This window comes from Rhizobacter fulvus (genome assembly GCF_964020785.1).
Genome location: NZ_OZ224516.1, coordinates 4,754,427 through 4,772,020, shown reverse-complemented (window position 1 = coordinate 4,772,020; position 17,594 = coordinate 4,754,427). Strand labels below are relative to the sequence as shown.

The 17,594-nt window shown below is 68.5% G+C and carries 14 protein-coding genes; 4 read left to right on the top strand and 10 right to left on the bottom strand.

Annotated features, from left to right (window positions below; all coding sequences use genetic code 11):
- The first annotated feature begins 133 nt into the window (after positions 1–133).
- The 3 genes from ACWH49_RS22670 (at position 134) to ACWH49_RS22660 (ending at position 3,060) form a co-directional block, all read left to right on the top strand.
- Complete coding sequence (locus ACWH49_RS22670; RefSeq protein WP_448173500.1) at positions 134–1,114, top strand: CBASS cGAMP-activated phospholipase; 981 nt, start codon at positions 134–136, stop codon at positions 1,112–1,114.
- A gap of 198 nt (positions 1,115–1,312) precedes the next feature.
- Complete coding sequence (gene trhO / locus ACWH49_RS22665; RefSeq protein WP_448173499.1) at positions 1,313–2,134, top strand: oxygen-dependent tRNA uridine(34) hydroxylase TrhO; 822 nt, start codon at positions 1,313–1,315, stop codon at positions 2,132–2,134.
- On the top strand, positions 2,131–3,060 hold the full coding sequence (locus tag ACWH49_RS22660; protein ID WP_448173498.1) for a pseudouridine synthase: 930 nt from the start codon (positions 2,131–2,133) through the stop codon (positions 3,058–3,060). Before trhO ends, ACWH49_RS22660 begins: the two co-directional genes overlap by 4 nt.
- Here ACWH49_RS22660 and ACWH49_RS22655 read toward each other — a convergent pair.
- The 10 genes from ACWH49_RS22655 to rimP all read right to left on the bottom strand — a co-directional run bounded on the left by ACWH49_RS22655 (position 3,051) and on the right by rimP (position 16,587).
- Positions 3,051–3,851, bottom strand: coding sequence for a PRC-barrel domain-containing protein (locus tag ACWH49_RS22655; protein WP_448173497.1), 801 nt, complete (start codon positions 3,849–3,851; stop codon positions 3,051–3,053). The two genes, ACWH49_RS22660 and ACWH49_RS22655, sit on opposite strands and share 10 nt — an antisense overlap.
- A gap of 107 nt (positions 3,852–3,958) precedes the next feature.
- Positions 3,959–5,278 (bottom strand): MFS family transporter, encoded by a 1,320-nt coding sequence (locus ACWH49_RS22650; protein WP_448173496.1) that lies wholly within the window; start codon positions 5,276–5,278, stop codon positions 3,959–3,961.
- 95 nt (positions 5,279–5,373) lie between these two features.
- Positions 5,374–7,455, bottom strand: coding sequence for an elongation factor G (gene fusA, locus ACWH49_RS22645; RefSeq protein ID WP_448173495.1), 2,082 nt, complete (start codon positions 7,453–7,455; stop codon positions 5,374–5,376).
- Between the two features lie 223 nt (positions 7,456–7,678).
- Positions 7,679–8,257 carry an N-acetyltransferase family protein gene (locus ACWH49_RS22640; protein WP_448173494.1) on the bottom strand — a complete coding sequence of 193 codons (579 nt, stop codon included), beginning with the start codon at positions 8,255–8,257 and terminating at the stop codon, positions 7,679–7,681.
- A 115-nt stretch (positions 8,258–8,372) separates the two neighbouring features.
- The gene (typA, locus tag ACWH49_RS22635; protein ID WP_056469392.1) at positions 8,373–10,190 is read right to left on the bottom strand and encodes a translational GTPase TypA; all 1,818 of its coding nucleotides are present in this window, start codon (positions 10,188–10,190) and stop codon (positions 8,373–8,375) included.
- Complete coding sequence (gene truB / locus ACWH49_RS22630) at positions 10,187–11,158, bottom strand: tRNA pseudouridine(55) synthase TruB (RefSeq protein WP_448173493.1); 972 nt, start codon at positions 11,156–11,158, stop codon at positions 10,187–10,189. Before truB ends, typA begins: the two co-directional genes overlap by 4 nt.
- Positions 11,159–11,162: 4 nt before the next feature.
- On the bottom strand, positions 11,163–11,528 hold the full coding sequence (rbfA, locus tag ACWH49_RS22625; RefSeq protein WP_448173492.1) for a 30S ribosome-binding factor RbfA: 366 nt from the start codon (positions 11,526–11,528) through the stop codon (positions 11,163–11,165).
- Positions 11,529–11,599: 71 nt separating this feature from the next.
- Positions 11,600–14,449, bottom strand: a complete 2,850-nt coding sequence (gene infB, locus ACWH49_RS22620; RefSeq protein ID WP_448173491.1) for a translation initiation factor IF-2 — start codon at positions 14,447–14,449, stop codon at positions 11,600–11,602.
- A gap of 72 nt (positions 14,450–14,521) precedes the next feature.
- A complete protein-coding gene (nusA, locus tag ACWH49_RS22615; RefSeq protein WP_448173490.1) occupies positions 14,522–16,000 on the bottom strand; it encodes a transcription termination factor NusA in 1,479 nt (492 codons plus the stop codon).
- Positions 15,997–16,587, bottom strand: coding sequence for a ribosome maturation factor RimP (rimP, locus tag ACWH49_RS22610; protein WP_235580503.1), 591 nt, complete (start codon positions 16,585–16,587; stop codon positions 15,997–15,999). Before rimP ends, nusA begins: the two co-directional genes overlap by 4 nt.
- 215 nt (positions 16,588–16,802) lie before the next feature.
- Here rimP and fabI point away from each other — a divergent pair, with 215 nt between their 5' ends.
- Entirely contained in the window at positions 16,803–17,588 is a 786-nt protein-coding gene (gene fabI, locus ACWH49_RS22605; protein ID WP_448173489.1) for an enoyl-ACP reductase FabI, read from the top strand.
- The last annotated feature ends 6 nt before the right edge of the window (positions 17,589–17,594 follow it).

The following is a 17,594-nucleotide window of genomic DNA, read 5'->3' as shown; positions in this document are numbered from 1 at the left end:
TCTGCAGGTTCCAGACGTTCAGCATATTCAGCATTCGAGCACTGCCCCGCGCCCGCCGGTTGCGCTGGATCAGTCCGGACGAACTCCTGTCATGCCGAAATGGCGCTCGCCGAGCCACCTCGTACCTCACCTCATGGCCCTTCCACCCCCACCTCGTTCGTCGGCTTCCGGGCAGCGTCCGCTGCGCGTGCTTTCGCTGGCCGGAGGGGGCTTCCTGGGGCTGTACACGGCTGTCGCGCTGGAGGCGCTCGAGGCGCGGGCCGGTGTTCCGCTGGCGCGCCGCTTCGACCTGCTGGCGGGCACCTCGATCGGCGGTGTGCTCGCGCTCGCGCTGGCGTTCGAGATCCCGATGTCGCGGCTGGTGACCCTGTTCAAGACGCACGGGCCGGATGTCTTTTCGGGGCGCTCGATGCCCACCGGCACCCTGGGCCGGCTGCTGGACCTGAGCCGCTCGGTCCTCGGGCCGAAATACTCGGGCGAGCCCTTGCGCAACGCGCTGCGCGCCCACCTCGGCCACCAGCGGCTGGAGGACGCGCTGCACTCGGTGGTGATACCCGCCGTCGACGTCGAGCGGTGCCGGACCAAGATCTTCAAGACCCCGCACGCGTTCGCTTCGCGCGGCGATGGCGAGTTCCGCGCCGTGGACGTCGCGATGGCCGCCTGCGCCGCGCCCGCCTACTTCCCGGCGGTCCGGGTCGGCGAGCGGCTGTACGCCGACGGCGGGCTGTTCGCGGTCGCGCCGGACCAGGTGGCGCTGCACGAACTCGAGCACTTCATGAAGATGGATCCGCACCGGGTGTCGATGCTGTCGATCGGCACCGCGACCGCGCACTATCGGCCGGCATCAGGCGTGAGCGACGATGCCGGTGCCGTCGGGTGGCTGGCCGATGGCCGGCTCGTGCTCACGCTGCTGTCGGCCCAGCAGCAGCACGTGCAGGCGATGCTGGAGGACCGCCTGGGCGATCGCTATCTCCACCTCGACGCCGACTGGCCGCCCGAGGCGGGCCTGGGGATCGACGTGGCGACGCCGGCAGCGATCGCGACGCTGAGCGGGCTGGCCGAAGCCACGGTCCGTGACGCGCCGGCGCAGCGCCTGGCCGCATTCCTGGCGTGAGCGGCCGAGAGCCGACCCGCGCCCTGCCTCAGAGCCAGACCCAGATCTTTCGCAACCAGGCGGGCGTGCGGTCGGGTTTGGGCTGGTAGTGTTGGCGCAGGAACTGGTGCATCAGGTACCTCCTTGGATGTCGGTACTGTATTTGCATACAGTACCGGACGCAAGCTCTCCAGCATCCACCGGCAGAATGGCGCCCTGATGACACCGCTGCCCGACCTGTTCCATATCGCCTTCTACCGGTTCGTGCGGCTCGGCGATCCGCAGCGTGCCGCTGCCGTGGTGCGCGAGCTCGGCAATGGCCTGCACGGCAGCGTGCTGCTGGCAGCGGAAGGGATCAACGGCATGCTGGCCGGCCCGGCCGCGGTGCTCGACCGATTCGAGTCCGCGCTGCGCAGCGACAGCCGGCTCGGTGGGGTGTTTGCCGGCCTTTCGTTCCGCCGCACAGTTTGCGCCGTCGCACCGTTTCGCCGCCTCAAGGTCCATGTGCGCGCCGAGGTGCTGCCGCTCGGCGTGCCGGAGGTCGACCCGGTCGGCCGGCGCGGCCTGCAGCTCGATCCGGCGCAGTGGCGTGCGCTTCTGGACCTGCCCGGCGCAGTGGTCATCGACAACCGCAACGGCTTCGAATTCCGCCTCGGTCGATTTCGCGGCGCGCTCGACCCGCAGGTCGGCAACTTCCGCGACCTGCCCGACTTCGTCGCCGCGCACGCGGCCGAGTGGAAGGCCGAGCGCCGCCCGCTCGCGATGTACTGCACCGGCGGCATCCGCTGCGAAAAGACCGCCGTGTGGATGCGGGACGCGTTCGGCCTGGAGGTCGCGCAGCTCGAGGGCGGCATCCTGCGCTACCTGGCCGAGGTGCCGGACGCGGACCGGGACTGGCAGGGCGAATGCTTCGTCTTCGACAACCGCCTCTCGCTCGACGCGGCGCTGCGGCCCGGCACCGCCCGCCTTGTCGACGTCTACGGCCACGCGCCGGATGAAGCCTGGCGCCTGGCGCGGGCGCGCCGGCTCGCCACCGCATGACGACGCCCGCTCCGCTGCCGACCCGCGACGGCGTCGGCGCGAGTTGCGTGGTGCTGCCGGACGGACCGTGGCCGACGATCGCGGCGTTTCTGGTCGCGCGTTTCGCACGGGTCGCGCCGCAGGCGTGGACCGAGCGGATCGCTGCCGGCCGGGTGGTCGACGCGGCCGGCGAACCCGTGACGGCCGACCGGCCCTACCAGCGCGCGCTGAAGGTGTACTACTACCGCGATCCACCGGCCGAAGCCGAGTGGCCGCAACCGGAGACGCTCGTCTATCGCGACGCGCACATCGTCGTCGCCGACAAGCCGCATTTCATGCCGGTCACGCCGTCGGGGCGACACCTGCACCAGACGCTGCTCGTGCGGCTGAAGCGCAGTCTCGGGATCGACACGCTGGCGCCGGTCCACCGCATCGACCGCGAGACGGCGGGGCTGGTCCTGTTCACGATCGACCCCGCGACACGCGGAAGCTACCAGCGCCTGTTCGCCGAGCGCGATGTCGACAAGCGCTACGAGTGCATCGCGCCATGGCGTGCCGAGGCGCCCCCTTCATTCGTCCGCCGCAGCCGCCTCGTCGACGATCCGGCGCACTTCATGCGGATGACCGAGGTCGACGGTGAGCCGAATGCCGAAACCGGCGTTCGGGTGATCGAGAGGCGCGACGCGCTGGCGCGCTACGAGCTCACGCCGCGCACCGGCAAGCGCCACCAGCTGCGCGTGCACTGCGCGGCGCTGGGCATGCCGATCGTGGGCGACCGCATCTACCCTGCCCTGCACCCTGCCGATACCGACGACACGGCCGATCCGCTGCGCCTGTTGGCCGCGTCGCTGGCGTTCACGGACCCGGTGACCGGCGCGACGCGCCGCTTCGAGAGCGCTCGCCGCCTGGAATGGCCGGACGACGCGTCAGCGGGCCGTCACCAGTAGCCGGTGCGGTCGTAGTGGCGATAGATCTCGGTCTCCTGCGCGCGATCGGGCGGCAGGGTCGGGTCCCATTCGGGCGCGCTTTCGATCGCGGCGCGGGTCATGTTCACCGACACCGTGTTCTCGGCCCAGCTGACTTCCTGGATCCAGCCCGGCGCAACCAGCACCTGGTGCCCGGCCCACCAGTTGCTCGTGTCGATCACGAGATAGCGGATCGCCCAATCGGTTTCGTCGACGATGAAGCCTTGCACGTGGCCGATCTCGCCGTCCTGCGCCTTGATGTGGTAGCCGGTCACGTCCTTGCACGAGCGCAGGTGCGGGTCGTCGTCGGCATGCTGAGCGGCCTGCTCGGCCGCCAGCGCGCGCTCGGTCTCGAGCACACCGACGCCGGAGAGTGCCGCCGGCGGCGCCATGCCGGCCTCGGGCAACATCATTCCGGGCAGCGCGCCCGCGCCCCAGATCCCGACGCTGTCCCAGTACGGCGCGTAGCCGTAATAGCCGAGGTAGTCGGCCTCGTGCTGGCGCGAGACCGGCTTGTCGGTGTCGATGTCCGGGCTGTTGCGCACCTGCTCGCGCGTGATCGACACCGGCAGCACGTGGGCCGCCTCGTCCGGCCGCCCGATCGCGTGCGGCGAGATCAGGACCTTGCGGCTTTGCAGCCAACTGCCCGTCTCGACGATCAGGTAGCGCACGACCCAGCGGTCGTCGTCGAAGTAGAAGTCCTTGATCGAGCCGACGTCGCCGTCGGTCGCGCGCAGCGCGTAGCCCTGCAGGTCCTTGAGATTGCGCAACATGGGTTCCCCTTCTCGTTCCGGTGCGACGAGTCTGCGGAGCAGACCGCGGCGGGTCTGTCGGCAGCGAGGGCCCTGCCCGGTAGGAGCGGGCCTACGCGCGGCCCGCGTCAGTGGTCGTGGTGCAGGTAGCTGCCATGCCGCGGCAGCCGCAGCGCGACCAGGAACGCGATCACCATCATCACGGTCACGTACCAGTAGAACGCCGGTTCATGGCCCGCGTCCTTCAGGTACAGCGCCACGTATTCGGCCGAGCCGCCGAAGATCGCGTTGCCGATCGCGTAGGCCAGGCCGACGCCGAGCGCGCGGATCTCGGGCGGGAACATCTCGGCCTTCACGATGCCGCTGACCGAGGTGTAGAAGCTCACGATCGCGAGCGCCAGCGTGATCAGCGCCCCGGCCATCAGCGGCGATGTCACCGCCTGCAACGCGCTCAGGATCGGCACGGTGCTGAGCGCGCCGAGCGCGCCGAACAGCAGCATGTTGTTGCGCCGTCCGATGCGGTCGGACAGCGCGCCGAACAGGGGCTGCATGCACATGTAGAGGAACAGCGAGACCGTCGACACGGTGGTCGCGGTGCGCGGCGTCATGTGGACCGAGTTCACCAGGAATTTCTGCATGTAGGTGGTGAAGGTGTAGAAGATCAGCGAGCCGCCGGCGGTGTAGCCGAGCACCGTGAAGAAGGCGGCCTTGTGGTGGCGGAACAGCTCCGCCATCGTCCCGGCCCCCTTGCTGCCACGAGTCTCGGCCGTCGTGGTCTCGTGCAAGGTGCGGCGCAGCAGCAGCGCGATCACCGCCGTGATCGCGCCGATCACGAACGGGATGCGCCAGCCCCAGGCCTTGAGTTCGGCGTCGGTGAGGAAGGTCTGCAGCAGCACCACGACGAGCGCGGCAAGCAGCTGCCCGCCGATCAGCGTGACGTACTGGAACGACGAGAAGAAGCCGCGCCGGCCCTTCAACGCGACCTCGCTCATGTAAGTGGCGGTCGTGCCGTACTCGCCGCCGACCGACAAGCCCTGCACCAGCCGGGCGAACAGCAGCAGGCCCGGCGCCCACGCGCCGATCTGCGCGTAGGTCGGCAGGCAGGCGATCACCAGCGAGCCGCCGCACATCATCACGACCGAGATGACCAGCGAGGTCTTGCGGCCCTTGCGGTCGGCGATGCGGCCGAACAGCCAGCCGCCGATCGGCCGCATCAGGAAGCCGAGCGCGAACACGCCGGCGGTGTTGAGCAGCTGAACCGTCGGGTCCGACTTGGGGAAGAACGCCGGCGCGAAGTAGAGCGCGCAGAAGGCGTAGACGTAGAAATCGAACCACTCGACCAGGTTGCCGCTGGACGCGGCGAAGATCGCGAAGATGCGGCGGTTGCGCTCTTCCGGGGTGTAGATGCCGGCCGTACCGGCCGCGGGTTGGGCAAGGATGCTGGACATGTCGCAAAGTATCCGCGTGTGCCCGCGCCGAGGCCAGCACGGAAACAAAAAACTGCAGAAGGCGCTTGCACGCCCCCTGCAGCGGTGGTCCCTCGTCAGGCGGCGATCAGCTCGGCCGACACGCTGGCCGGCGCCGCCGCGTAGTGGTCGAACTGCATCGAGTACTGCGCGCGTCCGGAAGTGAGCGCGCGCAGGTGGCCGATGTAGCCGAACATCTCCTTGAGCGGCACCTGCGCATCGACGACCGCGGCGTTGCCGCGCGGCGCCTGGCCGCGCACCGAGCCGCGCCGGCGATGCAGGTCGCCGATCACGTCGCCGAGGTGCTCGGTCGGCGTGATCACCTCGACCGCCATCACCGGCTCGAGCACCTGCGGCGCGGCGCGTCTGGCGGCGTCGCGAAACGCCGCGACGGCGGCGAGTTCGAACGCCAGCGTCGACGAATCGCGCTCGTGGAACGCGCCGTCGAGCAGCGTGGCCTCGAAGTCGATCAGCGGGAAGCCCGCGACCACGCCGGCCTCCGCGGCACGCCGCACGCCCGCCTCGACCGCCGGCACGTACTCGCGCGGGATCGCGCCGCCCACGCTCGCGTTCGCGAAGCGCACGCCCTCGCCCCGCGCCAGCGGCGCGAGTCGCAGCGTGACCTGCGCGAACTGCCCGGGCCCGCCGCTCTGCTTCTTGTGCAGGTGCGTGACCTCCGCGCCCTGGGTGATCGTCTCGCGGTAGGCGACCTGCGGCCGCCCGACGCCGACGTTCACGCGGTGCCGCGCGCGCAGCTTCTCGACCGTCACCTCGAGCTGCAGTTCGCCCATGCCGGACAGGATGGTCTGGCCGGATTCGGCGTCCTGCCGCACGCGCAGGCTCGGGTCTTCCTTCACGAGCGCGTGCAGCGCCTTGCCGAGCTGCTGCTGGTCGGCCTGCGTGCGCGGCTCGATCGCGACGTCGATCACCGGCTCGGGGATCGCGATCTGCTCGAGCACCAGCGGATGCGCGCGGTCGGCGGCGCCGTTGCCGGTCAGCGTCTGGCCGGTCAGCGTGTCCTTCAGGCCGACGAGGGCCGCGATGTCCCCCGCTTCGATCTGCGCGCGCTCGGCATGCTTGTCCGCGTGCACCTCGTACAGGCGCGAGACGCGCTCGGTCCGGCCGGTGCTGGTGTTCAGCACCGTGTCGCCGGCCCGCAGGCGCCCGCGGTAGACCCGCACGAAGGTCATCGTGCCGTGGTCGTCGGTCACGACCTTGAACGCGAGCGCGGCCAGCGGGCCGTCCGGGTCGGCTTCGGGCTGGGTCGCCTCGCCCGCGTGATCGCGGTCGGCTTCGCCGGGCGCGGGCAGGTAGGCCACGATCGCGTCGAGCAGCGGCTCGACGCCGCGGTTCTTGAACGCCGAGCCGGCCAGCACCGGCACGAAGGTCCCCGCCAGCGTGCCGCGGCGGATGCCCGCGCGCAGTTGCGCCGCCGAGGGCTCGACGCCGTTCAGCCAGGCCTGCAACAGGGCGTCGTCCTGCTCGACGACCGCCTCGACCAGGCGCGCGCGCCAGACCGCGGCCTGCTCGCGCAGGTCGTCGGGGATGGGCTCCACACGCACCGGCTCGCCGGCCACGCCGCTCCACAGCAGCGCGCGCGGCTCGACCAGGTCGATCACGCCGCGGAACGCGTCTTCCGCGCCGATCGGCCACTGCAGGACCAGCGGATGCACGCCGAGGCGCTCGCGCATCATCTCCACGACACGCGGGTAGTCCGCGCCGACGCGGTCGAGCTTGTTGATGAAGGCCAGGCGCGGCACGTGGTACTTGTCGGCCAGGCGCCAGTTGGTCTCGGTCTGCGGCTCGACGCCGGCCACGCCGTCGAACACGACGACCGCGCCGTCGAGGACGCGGAGCGACCGGTTCACCTCGATGTTGAAGTCGATGTGCCCCGGGGTGTCGATCACGTTGATCTGCGCGCCCTGCCAGAACACGGTCGTCGCGGCGCTGTTGATCGTGATGCCGCGCGCCCGCTCCTGCGGGTCGAAATCCATCGTGGTGTTGCCGTCGTGGACTTCACCGACGCGGTGGTTCTCGCCGGTGTAGAACAGGATGCGTTCGGTGGTCGTCGTCTTGCCGGCATCGACGTGGGCGATGATGCCGATGTTGCGCAGCGCGGTGGCGCGGCGCGGTGTCTTCGAGTTGGTCTTGGTGTTCATGCGAATCTCTCGGGTGCCTGAAGGCCGGAGCCCAGGCGAAGAGATTCGCGCGAGGCTCAGCCGCTGACTTGCGAAACGGTGTTTGCCAGGACGGCGCCAAAGGGCGAGCGCAAGCTCCCCGCACTTCGGCGGGTCCGAATCGTGGCAATCAGCTTGTCGAAGGTGCGGGAGGGACGCATGGTGGCGAGATGGGTTCGGTCACGTTGAATTCAAGAACGATCGTTCAGGAATTCAATGCGGAAGCGGAGGATAGCGCAACGCGTGCGTCCTTGCTGGTGGCGGCCAGGTCGAACTCGACCCGCACCACGGTCGCGTCACCGGGGATTCGCCGAAGCGTCGCGCCGAGGTGGCGCGCGAGCAGGATCATCGCGTTGTTGCCCCAGAGCACGTCGCCGAAGAGGCGCCGCACGCCGTGCCGGCGCGCTTGCACGGCCAGGCGCGTGAGCAGTTCGCGGCCCAGGCCGGCGCCCTGCCAGGCATCGGCGATCGCGATCGCGAACTCGGCGTCGGCGCTGTCGGCCCGCATCACATAACGGGCGTCGGCGACGATCGCCGAGCCGCCGACAGGCCGCGCGACGAACGCGACGTGGTGATGCTGGTCCACGTCCGCCATCGCGCGCGACTGCTCCGGCGAGAGCTCGCGCAGCCCGAAGTGGAAGCGGCGGTAGCGCGAGACTTGCGACAGGGCGTTGACGAACAGGCGTTCATCGGTCGCGTCGCCGGGGTGGATCGGCGAGAGTGCGACTTCGCGTCCGTCGCTGAGCGCGATCGTGACCGGAATGGATGCGGGCGGGGAATGCATGGTTGCATGGTCGTGCCACGCGAGCCCCTTCGCAAACGATCCTTTCGCACTTCTCGCATTCCACTAAGGCATGCAAAACGGCCCCGAAGGGCCGCTTTCAGAACGCGATGTCAGTTCACGCGCCGACGCGCGAGGCCTTCTTGCGGTCGTGTTCCTTCAGGTGGCGCTTGCGGATGCGGATCGATTTCGGCGTGATCTCGACCAGCTCGTCGTCGGCGATGAACTCGACCGCGTACTCGAGCGTCAGGATGATCGGCGGCGTGATCTTGATCGCGTCCTCCTTGCCCGAGACGCGGAAGTTCGTCAGCTGCTTGCCGCGCACCGCGTTGACCACGAGGTCGTTGTCGCGCGAGTGGATGCCGATGATCATGCCTTCGTACAACGGGTCGCCCGCCTTGACGAACATGCGGCCGCGGTCGTCGAGCTTGCCGAGCGAATACGTCACCGCTTCGCCGTCGTCCTGGCTGATCAGAACGCCGTTCTTGCGGCCCTCGATCTCGCCCTTGTAGGGCTCGTAGCTGTCGAAGATGTTGCTGATCAGGCCGGTCCCGCGCGTCAGGTTCAGGAACTCGTTCTGGAAGCCGATCAGGCCACGCGCCGGGATCTTGTAGTCCAGGCGCACGCGGCCCATGCCGTCCGGCTCCATGTTCGTGAGCTCGCCCTTGCGCTCGCCCAGCGCCTGCATCACGGCGCCCTGGTGCTGGTCCTCGACGTCGGCGGTCACGGCCTCGATCGGCTCGAGGCGCTCCTCGCCCTCCTGGCGGAACACGACGCGCGGCTTCGAGACCGCGAGTTCGTAGCCCTCGCGGCGCATCGTCTCCAGCAGGATGGTCAGGTGCAGTTCGCCGCGGCCCATCACCTCGAAGATGCCGTCCTCGTCGGTCTCGCGCACGCGCAGCGCGACGTTGCTTTGCAGCTCGCGCTGCAGGCGATCCCACAGCTGGCGGCTGGTGACGAACTTGCCTTCACGGCCCGCCAGCGGCGAGTTGTTGACGCAGAAGTTCATCGTCAGCGTCGGCTCGTCGACGTTGAGCATCGGCAGCGGCACCGGGTTCTCGATGTCGGTCAGCGTGACGCCGATGCCGATGTTCTCGATGCCGTTGATCAGCACGATGTCGCCGGGGCCGGCCTCGGTCGCCTGCTGGCGCTCCAGGCCCTCGAACTTCAGCACCTGGTTGACGCGGGCGTTGAACGGCGTGCTGTCCGGGCCGCTGAAGACGGCGACGTTCTGCATCGGCTTGAGCGTGCCCTGGTTGATGCGACCGATGCCGATGCGACCGACGTAGGTGGAGTAATCGAGCGAGCAGATCTGCAGCTGCAGCGGCGCGTCGGCTTCGCCGCCGTGCGCGGGCACGTGGCTCAGGATGGTGTCGAACAGCGGCGCCAGCGTGGTGCCCACTTCGCCCTGCGTCATCGTCGCCCAGCCGTTCAGGCCCGAAGCGAAGACAACGGGGAAGTCGAGCTGCTCTTCGGTCGCGCCGAGCTTGTCGAACAGCTCGAAGGTCGCATTGATCACGTAGTCCGCGCGTGCGCCGGGGCGGTCGACCTTGTTGACGACGACGATCGGCTTCAGGCCGAGCGCGAGCGCCTTCTTGGTGACGAAACGGGTCTGCGGCATCGGGCCTTCGACGGCGTCGACCAGCAGCAGCACCGAGTCGACCATCGACAGCACGCGCTCCACTTCGCCGCCGAAGTCGGCGTGGCCCGGGGTGTCGACGATGTTGACGTGCGTGCCCTTCCACTCGACTGCGCAGTTCTTCGACAGGATCGTGATGCCACGCTCCTTCTCGAGGTCGTTGTTGTCCATCACGCGTTCGGCGACCTTTTCGTTCTCACGGAAGGTGCCGCTCTGGCGCAGCAGCTGGTCGACCAGCGTGGTCTTGCCGTGGTCGACGTGGGCGATGATGGCGATGTTGCGGATCTGGCGGGTCATGGTGTGGCAGCTTTCACTTCTCTTGGATTCAATTCTGGGGACGCGAGAAGGCCTTGCACCTCCACGGGGCTGAGCAGCCTGGTCGAAATCAGTTCACCGGCACTGATGTGCGCGCCGCCGAGGAAGGCCTTCGGCTCCGGGCCGTAGACGCGAACGTGGGCGGCGTCGGGCAACGCGGTGCGGCGGCGCAGGCCGGTCAGGAAGCGGCCGGCGTCTTCGGTGTCGAGGCGCACGACCGGCCAGTCGGCCAGCAGCGCGTCTGCGTCCATCAGCGCGGCGGCGCGTTCGCTTTCGGACATCGCTTCGAGCTGCTCCAGTGTCAGCGCGCCGGCCAGCGACAACGCGCCGCTGCCGGTGCGGCGCAAGGCGCTCAGGTGCGCGCCGCAGCCAAGCGCCGCGCCGATGTCTTCGGCGAGCGTGCGGATGTAGGTGCCTTTCGAGCAGCGCACGTCGAGCGTCCAGGTGTCATTCCCGCCACCGACGATGTCGATCGCGTGAATCGTCACCGCGCGCGCTTCGCGTTCGATCTCGATGCCGGCGCGCGCGTATTCGTAAAGCGCCTTGCCGTCGCGCTTCAGCGCGGAATGCATCGGCGGCACCTGCTGGATCGGCCCGGTGAAGCGCTCGCACGCGGCCTGCAGCCGCGCGCGGGAGACGTTCACCTCGCGCGTCTCGATCACGTCGCCCTCGGCATCGGCCGTGGTCGTCGTGATGCCGAGCTTCAACGTCGCGAGGTAGCGCTTGTCGGCGTCGAGGCTGATCTGGGAAAACTTGGTCGCCGCGCCGAAGCACAACGGCAGCAGCCCCGTCGCGAGCGGATCGAGCGTGCCGGTATGGCCGGCCTTCTCGGCGCGGTACAGGCGCTTGGCTTTCTGCAACGCATCGTTGCTCGACAGGCCGAGCGGCTTGTCGAGCAGCAGCACGCCATGCACGGCGCGCCGGGGAATGCGGATGCGTTGCGGCTGCATCGGTTCAGTCGTCCTTGGCCCGCGTCGAGTTGGCCTTGGCGATCAGCTCGCTCAGCTCCAGCGCGCGCTCGGTGGTGCGGTCGAACTTGAAGTGCAGCGTCGGCACGGTGTGGATCTGCAGGCGCTTGAACAGGCCGTTGCGGATGAAGCCGGCGGCCTCGTTCAGGCCGGCCTCGCACTCGACCGGGTCGCCGATGAGCAGCGAGAACAGGATCGTCGCGTGGGCATAGTCGGGCGTGACCTCGACCGCGTTGACCGTGACCATGCCGATCCGCGGATCCTTCAGATCGCGGATCAGCTCGGCCACATCGCGCTGGATCTGGTCGGCCACGCGGAAACCGCGGTTGGGGATGGAGCGTTTATGTCGCATGGATGGGTGCCTTCAAACACAAACCCCGCCGTCTTGTGGAGGGCGGGGTTCGGGACGAGACCAAAACCGCCTTACAGCGTTCGGGCCACTTCCTTGACCTCGAAGAATTCGAGCTGGTCGCCTTCCTTGATGTCGTTGTAGTTCTTGAGCTTGATACCGCACTCGAAGCCCGACGCCACCTCGCGCACGTCGTCCTTCAGGCGGCGCACCGATTCGACCTCGCCGGTGTAGACGACGACGTTTTCGCGCAGCAGGCGGAACCGCGCGCCGCGACGGACCAGGCCCGCCGTGACCATCGAGCCCGCGACCGTACCGATCTTGGACGCCACGAACACCGTGCGGATCTCGGCCGTGCCGATGACCTCTTCGCGCTGCTCGGGAGCCAGCATGCCGGTCATCGCCGCCTTCACCTCGTCGACCGCGTCGTAGATGATGTTGTAGTAGCGGATGTCGACACCGTTGTTCTCGGCCAGCTTGCGCGAGCCGGCATCGGCGCGCGTGTTGAAGCCGATGATGACGGCCTTCGAGGCGATCGCCAGGTTGACGTCCGACTCGCTGATGCCACCGACCGCGGCGTGCACGATCTGCACCTTGACCTCGGCCGTGCTGAGCTTGAGCAGCGATTGCGCCAGCGCTTCCTGCGAGCCTTGAACGTCGGCCTTGATGATCAGCGGCAGGGTCTGGGTCGCGCCCTGGCCCATCTGCTCCATCATGTTCTCGAGGTTCGCGGCCTGGCGCTTGGCCAGCTTCACGTCGCGGTACTTGCCCTGGCGGAAGGTCGCGATCTCGCGCGCACGGCGCTCGTCGCCCAGCACCATGAACTCGTCGCCGGCCTGCGGCACTTCGGTCAGGCCCTGGATCTCGACCGGGATCGACGGGCCGGCCTCGGTGATCGGCTTGCCGTTCTCGTCCAGCATGGCGCGAACGCGGCCGAAGCTCGAGCCGGCCAGCACCACATCGCCACGCTTGAGCGTGCCGCTTTGCACCAGAACGGTCGCGACCGGGCCGCGGCCCTTGTCGAGCTGCGCTTCGATCACGATGCCCTTGGCCATCGAGTCCTTCGCGGCCTTCAACTCCAGCACTTCGGCCTGCAGCAGCACCTGCTCGAGCAGCTTGTCGATGCCCTGGCCGGTGCGCGCCGAGACCGGCACGAACGGCGAATCGCCACCGAAGTCCTCCGGCACGACCTGCTCGGCCACCAGCTCGGACTTCAGGCGCTCGATGTTCGCGTCGGGCTTGTCGATCTTGTTCATCGCGACGACGATCGGCACGCCGGCCGCCTTCGCGTGGTGGATCGCTTCCTTGGTCTGCGGCATCACGCCGTCGTCCGCCGCGACCACCAGGATCACGATGTCGGTCGCCTTGGCGCCGCGCGCGCGCATCGCCGTGAAGGCCGCGTGACCCGGCGTGTCGAGGAAGGTGATCATCCCGCCCGGCGTATCGACGTGGTACGCGCCGATGTGCTGGGTAATGCCGCCGGCCTCGCCCGCCGCCACCCGCGAGGTGCGGATGTAGTCGAGCAGCGAGGTCTTGCCGTGGTCGACGTGGCCCATCACGGTCACGACCGGGGCGCGCGGGAGGCTTTCGTGCGCGGCGTCGGTCACTTCCTCCTCGAGGAACGCGTCGGGGTCGTCGAGCTTGGCCGCGAGCGCGGTGTGGCCCATTTCCTCGACCACGATCATCGCGGTTTCCTGGTCCAGCTGCTGGTTGATCGTGACCATCTGGCCCAGCTTCATCAGCTGCTTGATGACCTCGGACGCCTTGACCGACATCTTGTGCGCCAGGTCGGCCACGCTGATCGTCTCCGGCACGTGCACTTCCTGCACCTGGGCTTCCTGCGGGGCGACGAAGGTCGATTGCGAACCGTCGCTGCGCTCGCCGCGGCGGCCGACGCGCGGTGCGCGCCAGCCCGGGCGGTTGCCACCGGCCGGTGCGCGCTGGCCCGGCTTCAGCGCCGTGCGCTTCTTGGCGTCGTCGGCCCAGCTCGACGAAAGCTTCTCGGACTTGACGGCCTTCTTGTCGCCCGGCTTCGCGACCGCGGTGGTCGTGGCGGCGCCGGGCGCGCCGACCTTCTTGTGGATCGTGCCCTTGATCTCGGTCGCGGCCGGCTTGACCTCTTCCGGCTTCTTCGCGACCAGCACCTTCTTCGGCGCATTCATCATCGCGCGGATGGCGGACGCCTCGTCCTCGGCGGCCTTGCGGCGCTTGGCCAGGTCGGCGGCGCGCTGCTTCTCCTCGTCGACGACGTCGGCGGCCTTGATCACGCGCAGCGCGGGCTTCGGCGCCTCGACCGGCGCCGGTGCGGGCGCTTCGGCGGCCTTGGCGGCATCCGCCTTGGCTTCCTCGACCGTCTTGGGTTTGGGCGGCGGTGCGACGGCGGCGGCCAGCGCAGCGGCGGCCTGCTCGGCGGCGAGCTTGGCGGCGGCTTCACGGGCGGCGGCAGCGGCAGCTTCGCGTTCGCGGGCCTCCTGCTCCTCGCGCACGCGGCGCTTCTCGGCCAGGTCGGCCTCCTGCTGGCGCAGCAATTGCGCCTGGGCCTGGGCCTCTTCCTCGCGGCGGGCGAGTTCGGCGTCGCTGATCACCGGCTCGGCCGGTTCCTCGACGGCGGGTGCCGCATCGTCGCGCTTGATGAAGGTGCGCTTCTTGCGAACTTCCACCTGGATCGTGCGGGCCTTGCCGGAGGAGTCGGCCTGCTTGATCTCGCTGGTCGATTTGCGGGTCAGCGTGATCTTCTTGCGCTCGGCGCCGGCGGCGGTGCCGTGGGTCGCGCGCAGGTGGTCGAGCAGGCGTTCCTTGTCCGACTCGGTCAGCGAGTCGTCCGTCGACGCCTTCGTGACGCCAGCCGACTGCAGCTGCTCGAGCAGCGCCGCGGCGGAGCGATTGAGCTCGGCGGCGAGTTGGGCGACGGTGGTCGAAGCCATGTATTGCGTTCCTTGGTGTTGCGTCTGCAGTCTGTCGTTCTAGCGGGCCGGCGTGTCAGGCGTGCGGCTGGTTCAGGTGGTGAACCAGTGTTCACGCGCCTTCATGATCAACGCCTTGGCCTGCGCCTCGTCGACCTCGGTCATCTCGACCAGCTCGTCGACCGCCAGGTCGGCCAGGTCGTCGCGCTTGTGCACGCCGCCCACGGCCAGCTTGCCGATCAGTTCCGGCGTCAGGCCTTCGAGGTCGCGCAGGTCCTGCGAGACATCGTCGACGCCCTCTTCCCTGGCCAGCTCCATCGTCAGCAGCGCATCCTTGGCACGGGTGCGCAGCTCGTTGACGGTGTCCTCGTCGAAGCTCTCGATCTCGAGCATCTCCTGCATCGGGACGTAGGCGACTTCCTCGAGGCTGGCAAAGCCCTCGTTGATCAGGATGTCGGCGACTTCCGCATCGACGTCCAGCTTCTCGACGAACAGCTTGCGCACGTGGTCGGACTCGGAGGCCTGCTTGGTGGCCGACTCTTCCGCCGTCATGATGTTGATGCGCCAGCCGGTCATCTCGGAGGCCAGGCGCACGTTCTGGCCGCCGCGGCCGATCGCGATCGCGAGGTTTTCCTCGTCGACGACGACGTCCATCGCGTGGCGCTCCTCGTCGACGACGATCGACTGCACGTTCGCCGGCGCGAGGGCACCGATCACAAATTGGGCCGGATCTTCCGACCACAAGACGATGTCGACGCGCTCGCCGGCAAGCTCGTTGGTCACCGCGTTGACGCGCGAACCACGCACGCCCACGCAGGTGCCGATCGGATCGACCCGCTTGTCGTGCGAGACCACGGCGATCTTGGCGCGCGAGCCCGGATCACGAGCGCAGCTCTTGATCTCCAGCAGGCCCTGTTCGATCTCCGGCACTTCCTGCGCGAACAGTTCGATCATGAAGCCCGGCGCGCTGCGGCTGAGCAGGATCTGCGGGCCGCGCAGGGTCGGGTCGACCTCGGCGATGAACGCGCGAACGCGGTCGCCGGAGCGCAGGTTCTCCTTCGGGATCATCTCGCTGCGGCGCAGGCGCCCTTCGATGCGACCCTGCTCGACGATGATGTCGCCCTTGTCCAGACGCTTGACGGTGCCGACGAAGATCTTCTCGCCGCGCGAGAGGAAGTCGGTCAGCAGCTGCTCGCGCTCGGCGTCGCGGATCTTCTGCAGGATCACCTGCTTCGCGGCCTGCGCGCCGATGCGGCCGATCGAGACGGACTCGACCGACTCCTCGATGTAGTCGTCGACCTCGATGTCGGGGATCTGCTCCTGTGCTTCGAACAGCAGGATCTCCGAGTCGGGCAGCTGCAGGCCGGCTTCGTTCGGCACCACGTGCCAGCGGCGGAAGGTCTCGTATTCGCCGCTCTCGCGGTCGACCGACACGCGCATGTCGACCTCACCGCCGTGCAGCTTCTTCGAGGCTGACGCAAGCGCCGCTTCGACCGCCGCAAACACGACTTCCAGATCCACGCTCTTTTCGCGCGAGATGGCGTCCACCAGCATCAACAATTCGCGGTTCATTGAATACGACCTCCGTCAACTTCATCGTCGGGGAGCCCTGCACCGGCCGCGACTTCGGGGGCGGCGAAACGCCGGCCCTTGAAATCGACCACCGGCACCAGGTGTGCCTCCCGTACTTCGTCCAGTGAAAAATCCAGGGCTTGATCCGTCTCGGGCGCGTTCGCCGCGGCCGCTGCGCGCTTCACGCCGCGCGTGGGCTTGGGCGCGTCGAGCACGAGCCGCCAGCCTTCGCCCAGCGCCTGCAGCTCGCCGCTGAACTTCTTGCGGCCCTTGAACGGCAGCTTCAGCGTGATCTCGACCTGCTGGCCGGCAAACCGCGCGTAGTCGGCGGCCTTCTTCAGCGGCCGGTCCAGACCCGGCGACGAGACTTCGAGGCGCTCGTAGGCACAGCCTTCGACCTCGAGCACGTGCTGCAGCTGGCGCGTGACCTTCTCGCAGTCGTCGACCGTGATGAACGCCTCCGACGGGGGCAAATTGTCGATGTAGACACGCAGCAAGCCGCCGGCGCTCTTTTCAGCGTCGACCAGGTCGTAACCCAAGCCCGTCACAGTGCGCTCAACGGCACTTTGCCAATTCGTCAAAAGCACGTCCCAATCAGGAAAGCCCAAAAAAAAAGGGCTGGATGAATCCGCCCAAGATCGCTCTAGTATCTAACCAGTAACAAGACCAGTTCTAGCTATCTAGCAAAACGAGGATTGTACTCCGGGGTGCGGGTACAGGCAAGCGTCGGCGCTGTCAAGACGCATAAGTCGCGTCCGGGGCCATGCCAAAATCCGCCGCCACACGACACTGGGGTGACCACATGGGATTTCTGGCCGGCAAGCGCTTTCTGATCACGGGCGTGCTCTCCAACCGCTCCATCGCCTACGGCATCGCGCGGGCCTGTCGCCGCGAGGGCGCCGAACTGGCGTTCAGCTACGTCGGCGAGCGCTTCAAGGACCGCGTCACGGAATTCGCGGCCGAGTTCGATTCGAGCCTGGTTTACGACTGCGATGTCGCCAGCGACGAACAGATCGACGCGATGTTCGCCAACCTGGCCCGGACCTGGCCGCAGTTCGACGGCTTCGTCCACTCGATCGGCTTCGCGCCCAAGGAGGCGATCGCCGGCGACTTCCTCGACGGCCTGTCGCGCGAATCGTTCCGCATCGCGCACGACATCTCGGCCTACAGCTTCCCGGCGATGGCCAAGGTGGCCGCGCCGCACCTGCGCCCCGGCGCCGCGCTGCTGACGCTCACCTACCTCGGCGCGCTGCGCAGCATGCCGAACTACAACACGATGGGCCTGGCCAAGGCCTCGCTCGAGGCGAGCGTGCGCTACTTGGCGGCCTCGCTCGGGCCGAAGGGCGTGCGCGTCAACGGCATCTCCGCCGGGCCGATCAAGACGCTGGCCGCTGCGGGCATCAAGGGCTTCGGCAAGATGCTCGAGGCCTCGGCGCATTCGCCGCTCGGGCGCAACGTGACGATCGACGACGTCGGCAATGCGGCGGCGTTCCTGTTGTCCGACCTGGCGGCCGGCATCACCTCGGAAATCACCTACGTCGACGGCGGGTTCAGCCAGGCGACGCTGGGCGGCCTGGCGGACGCCTGACGAGTC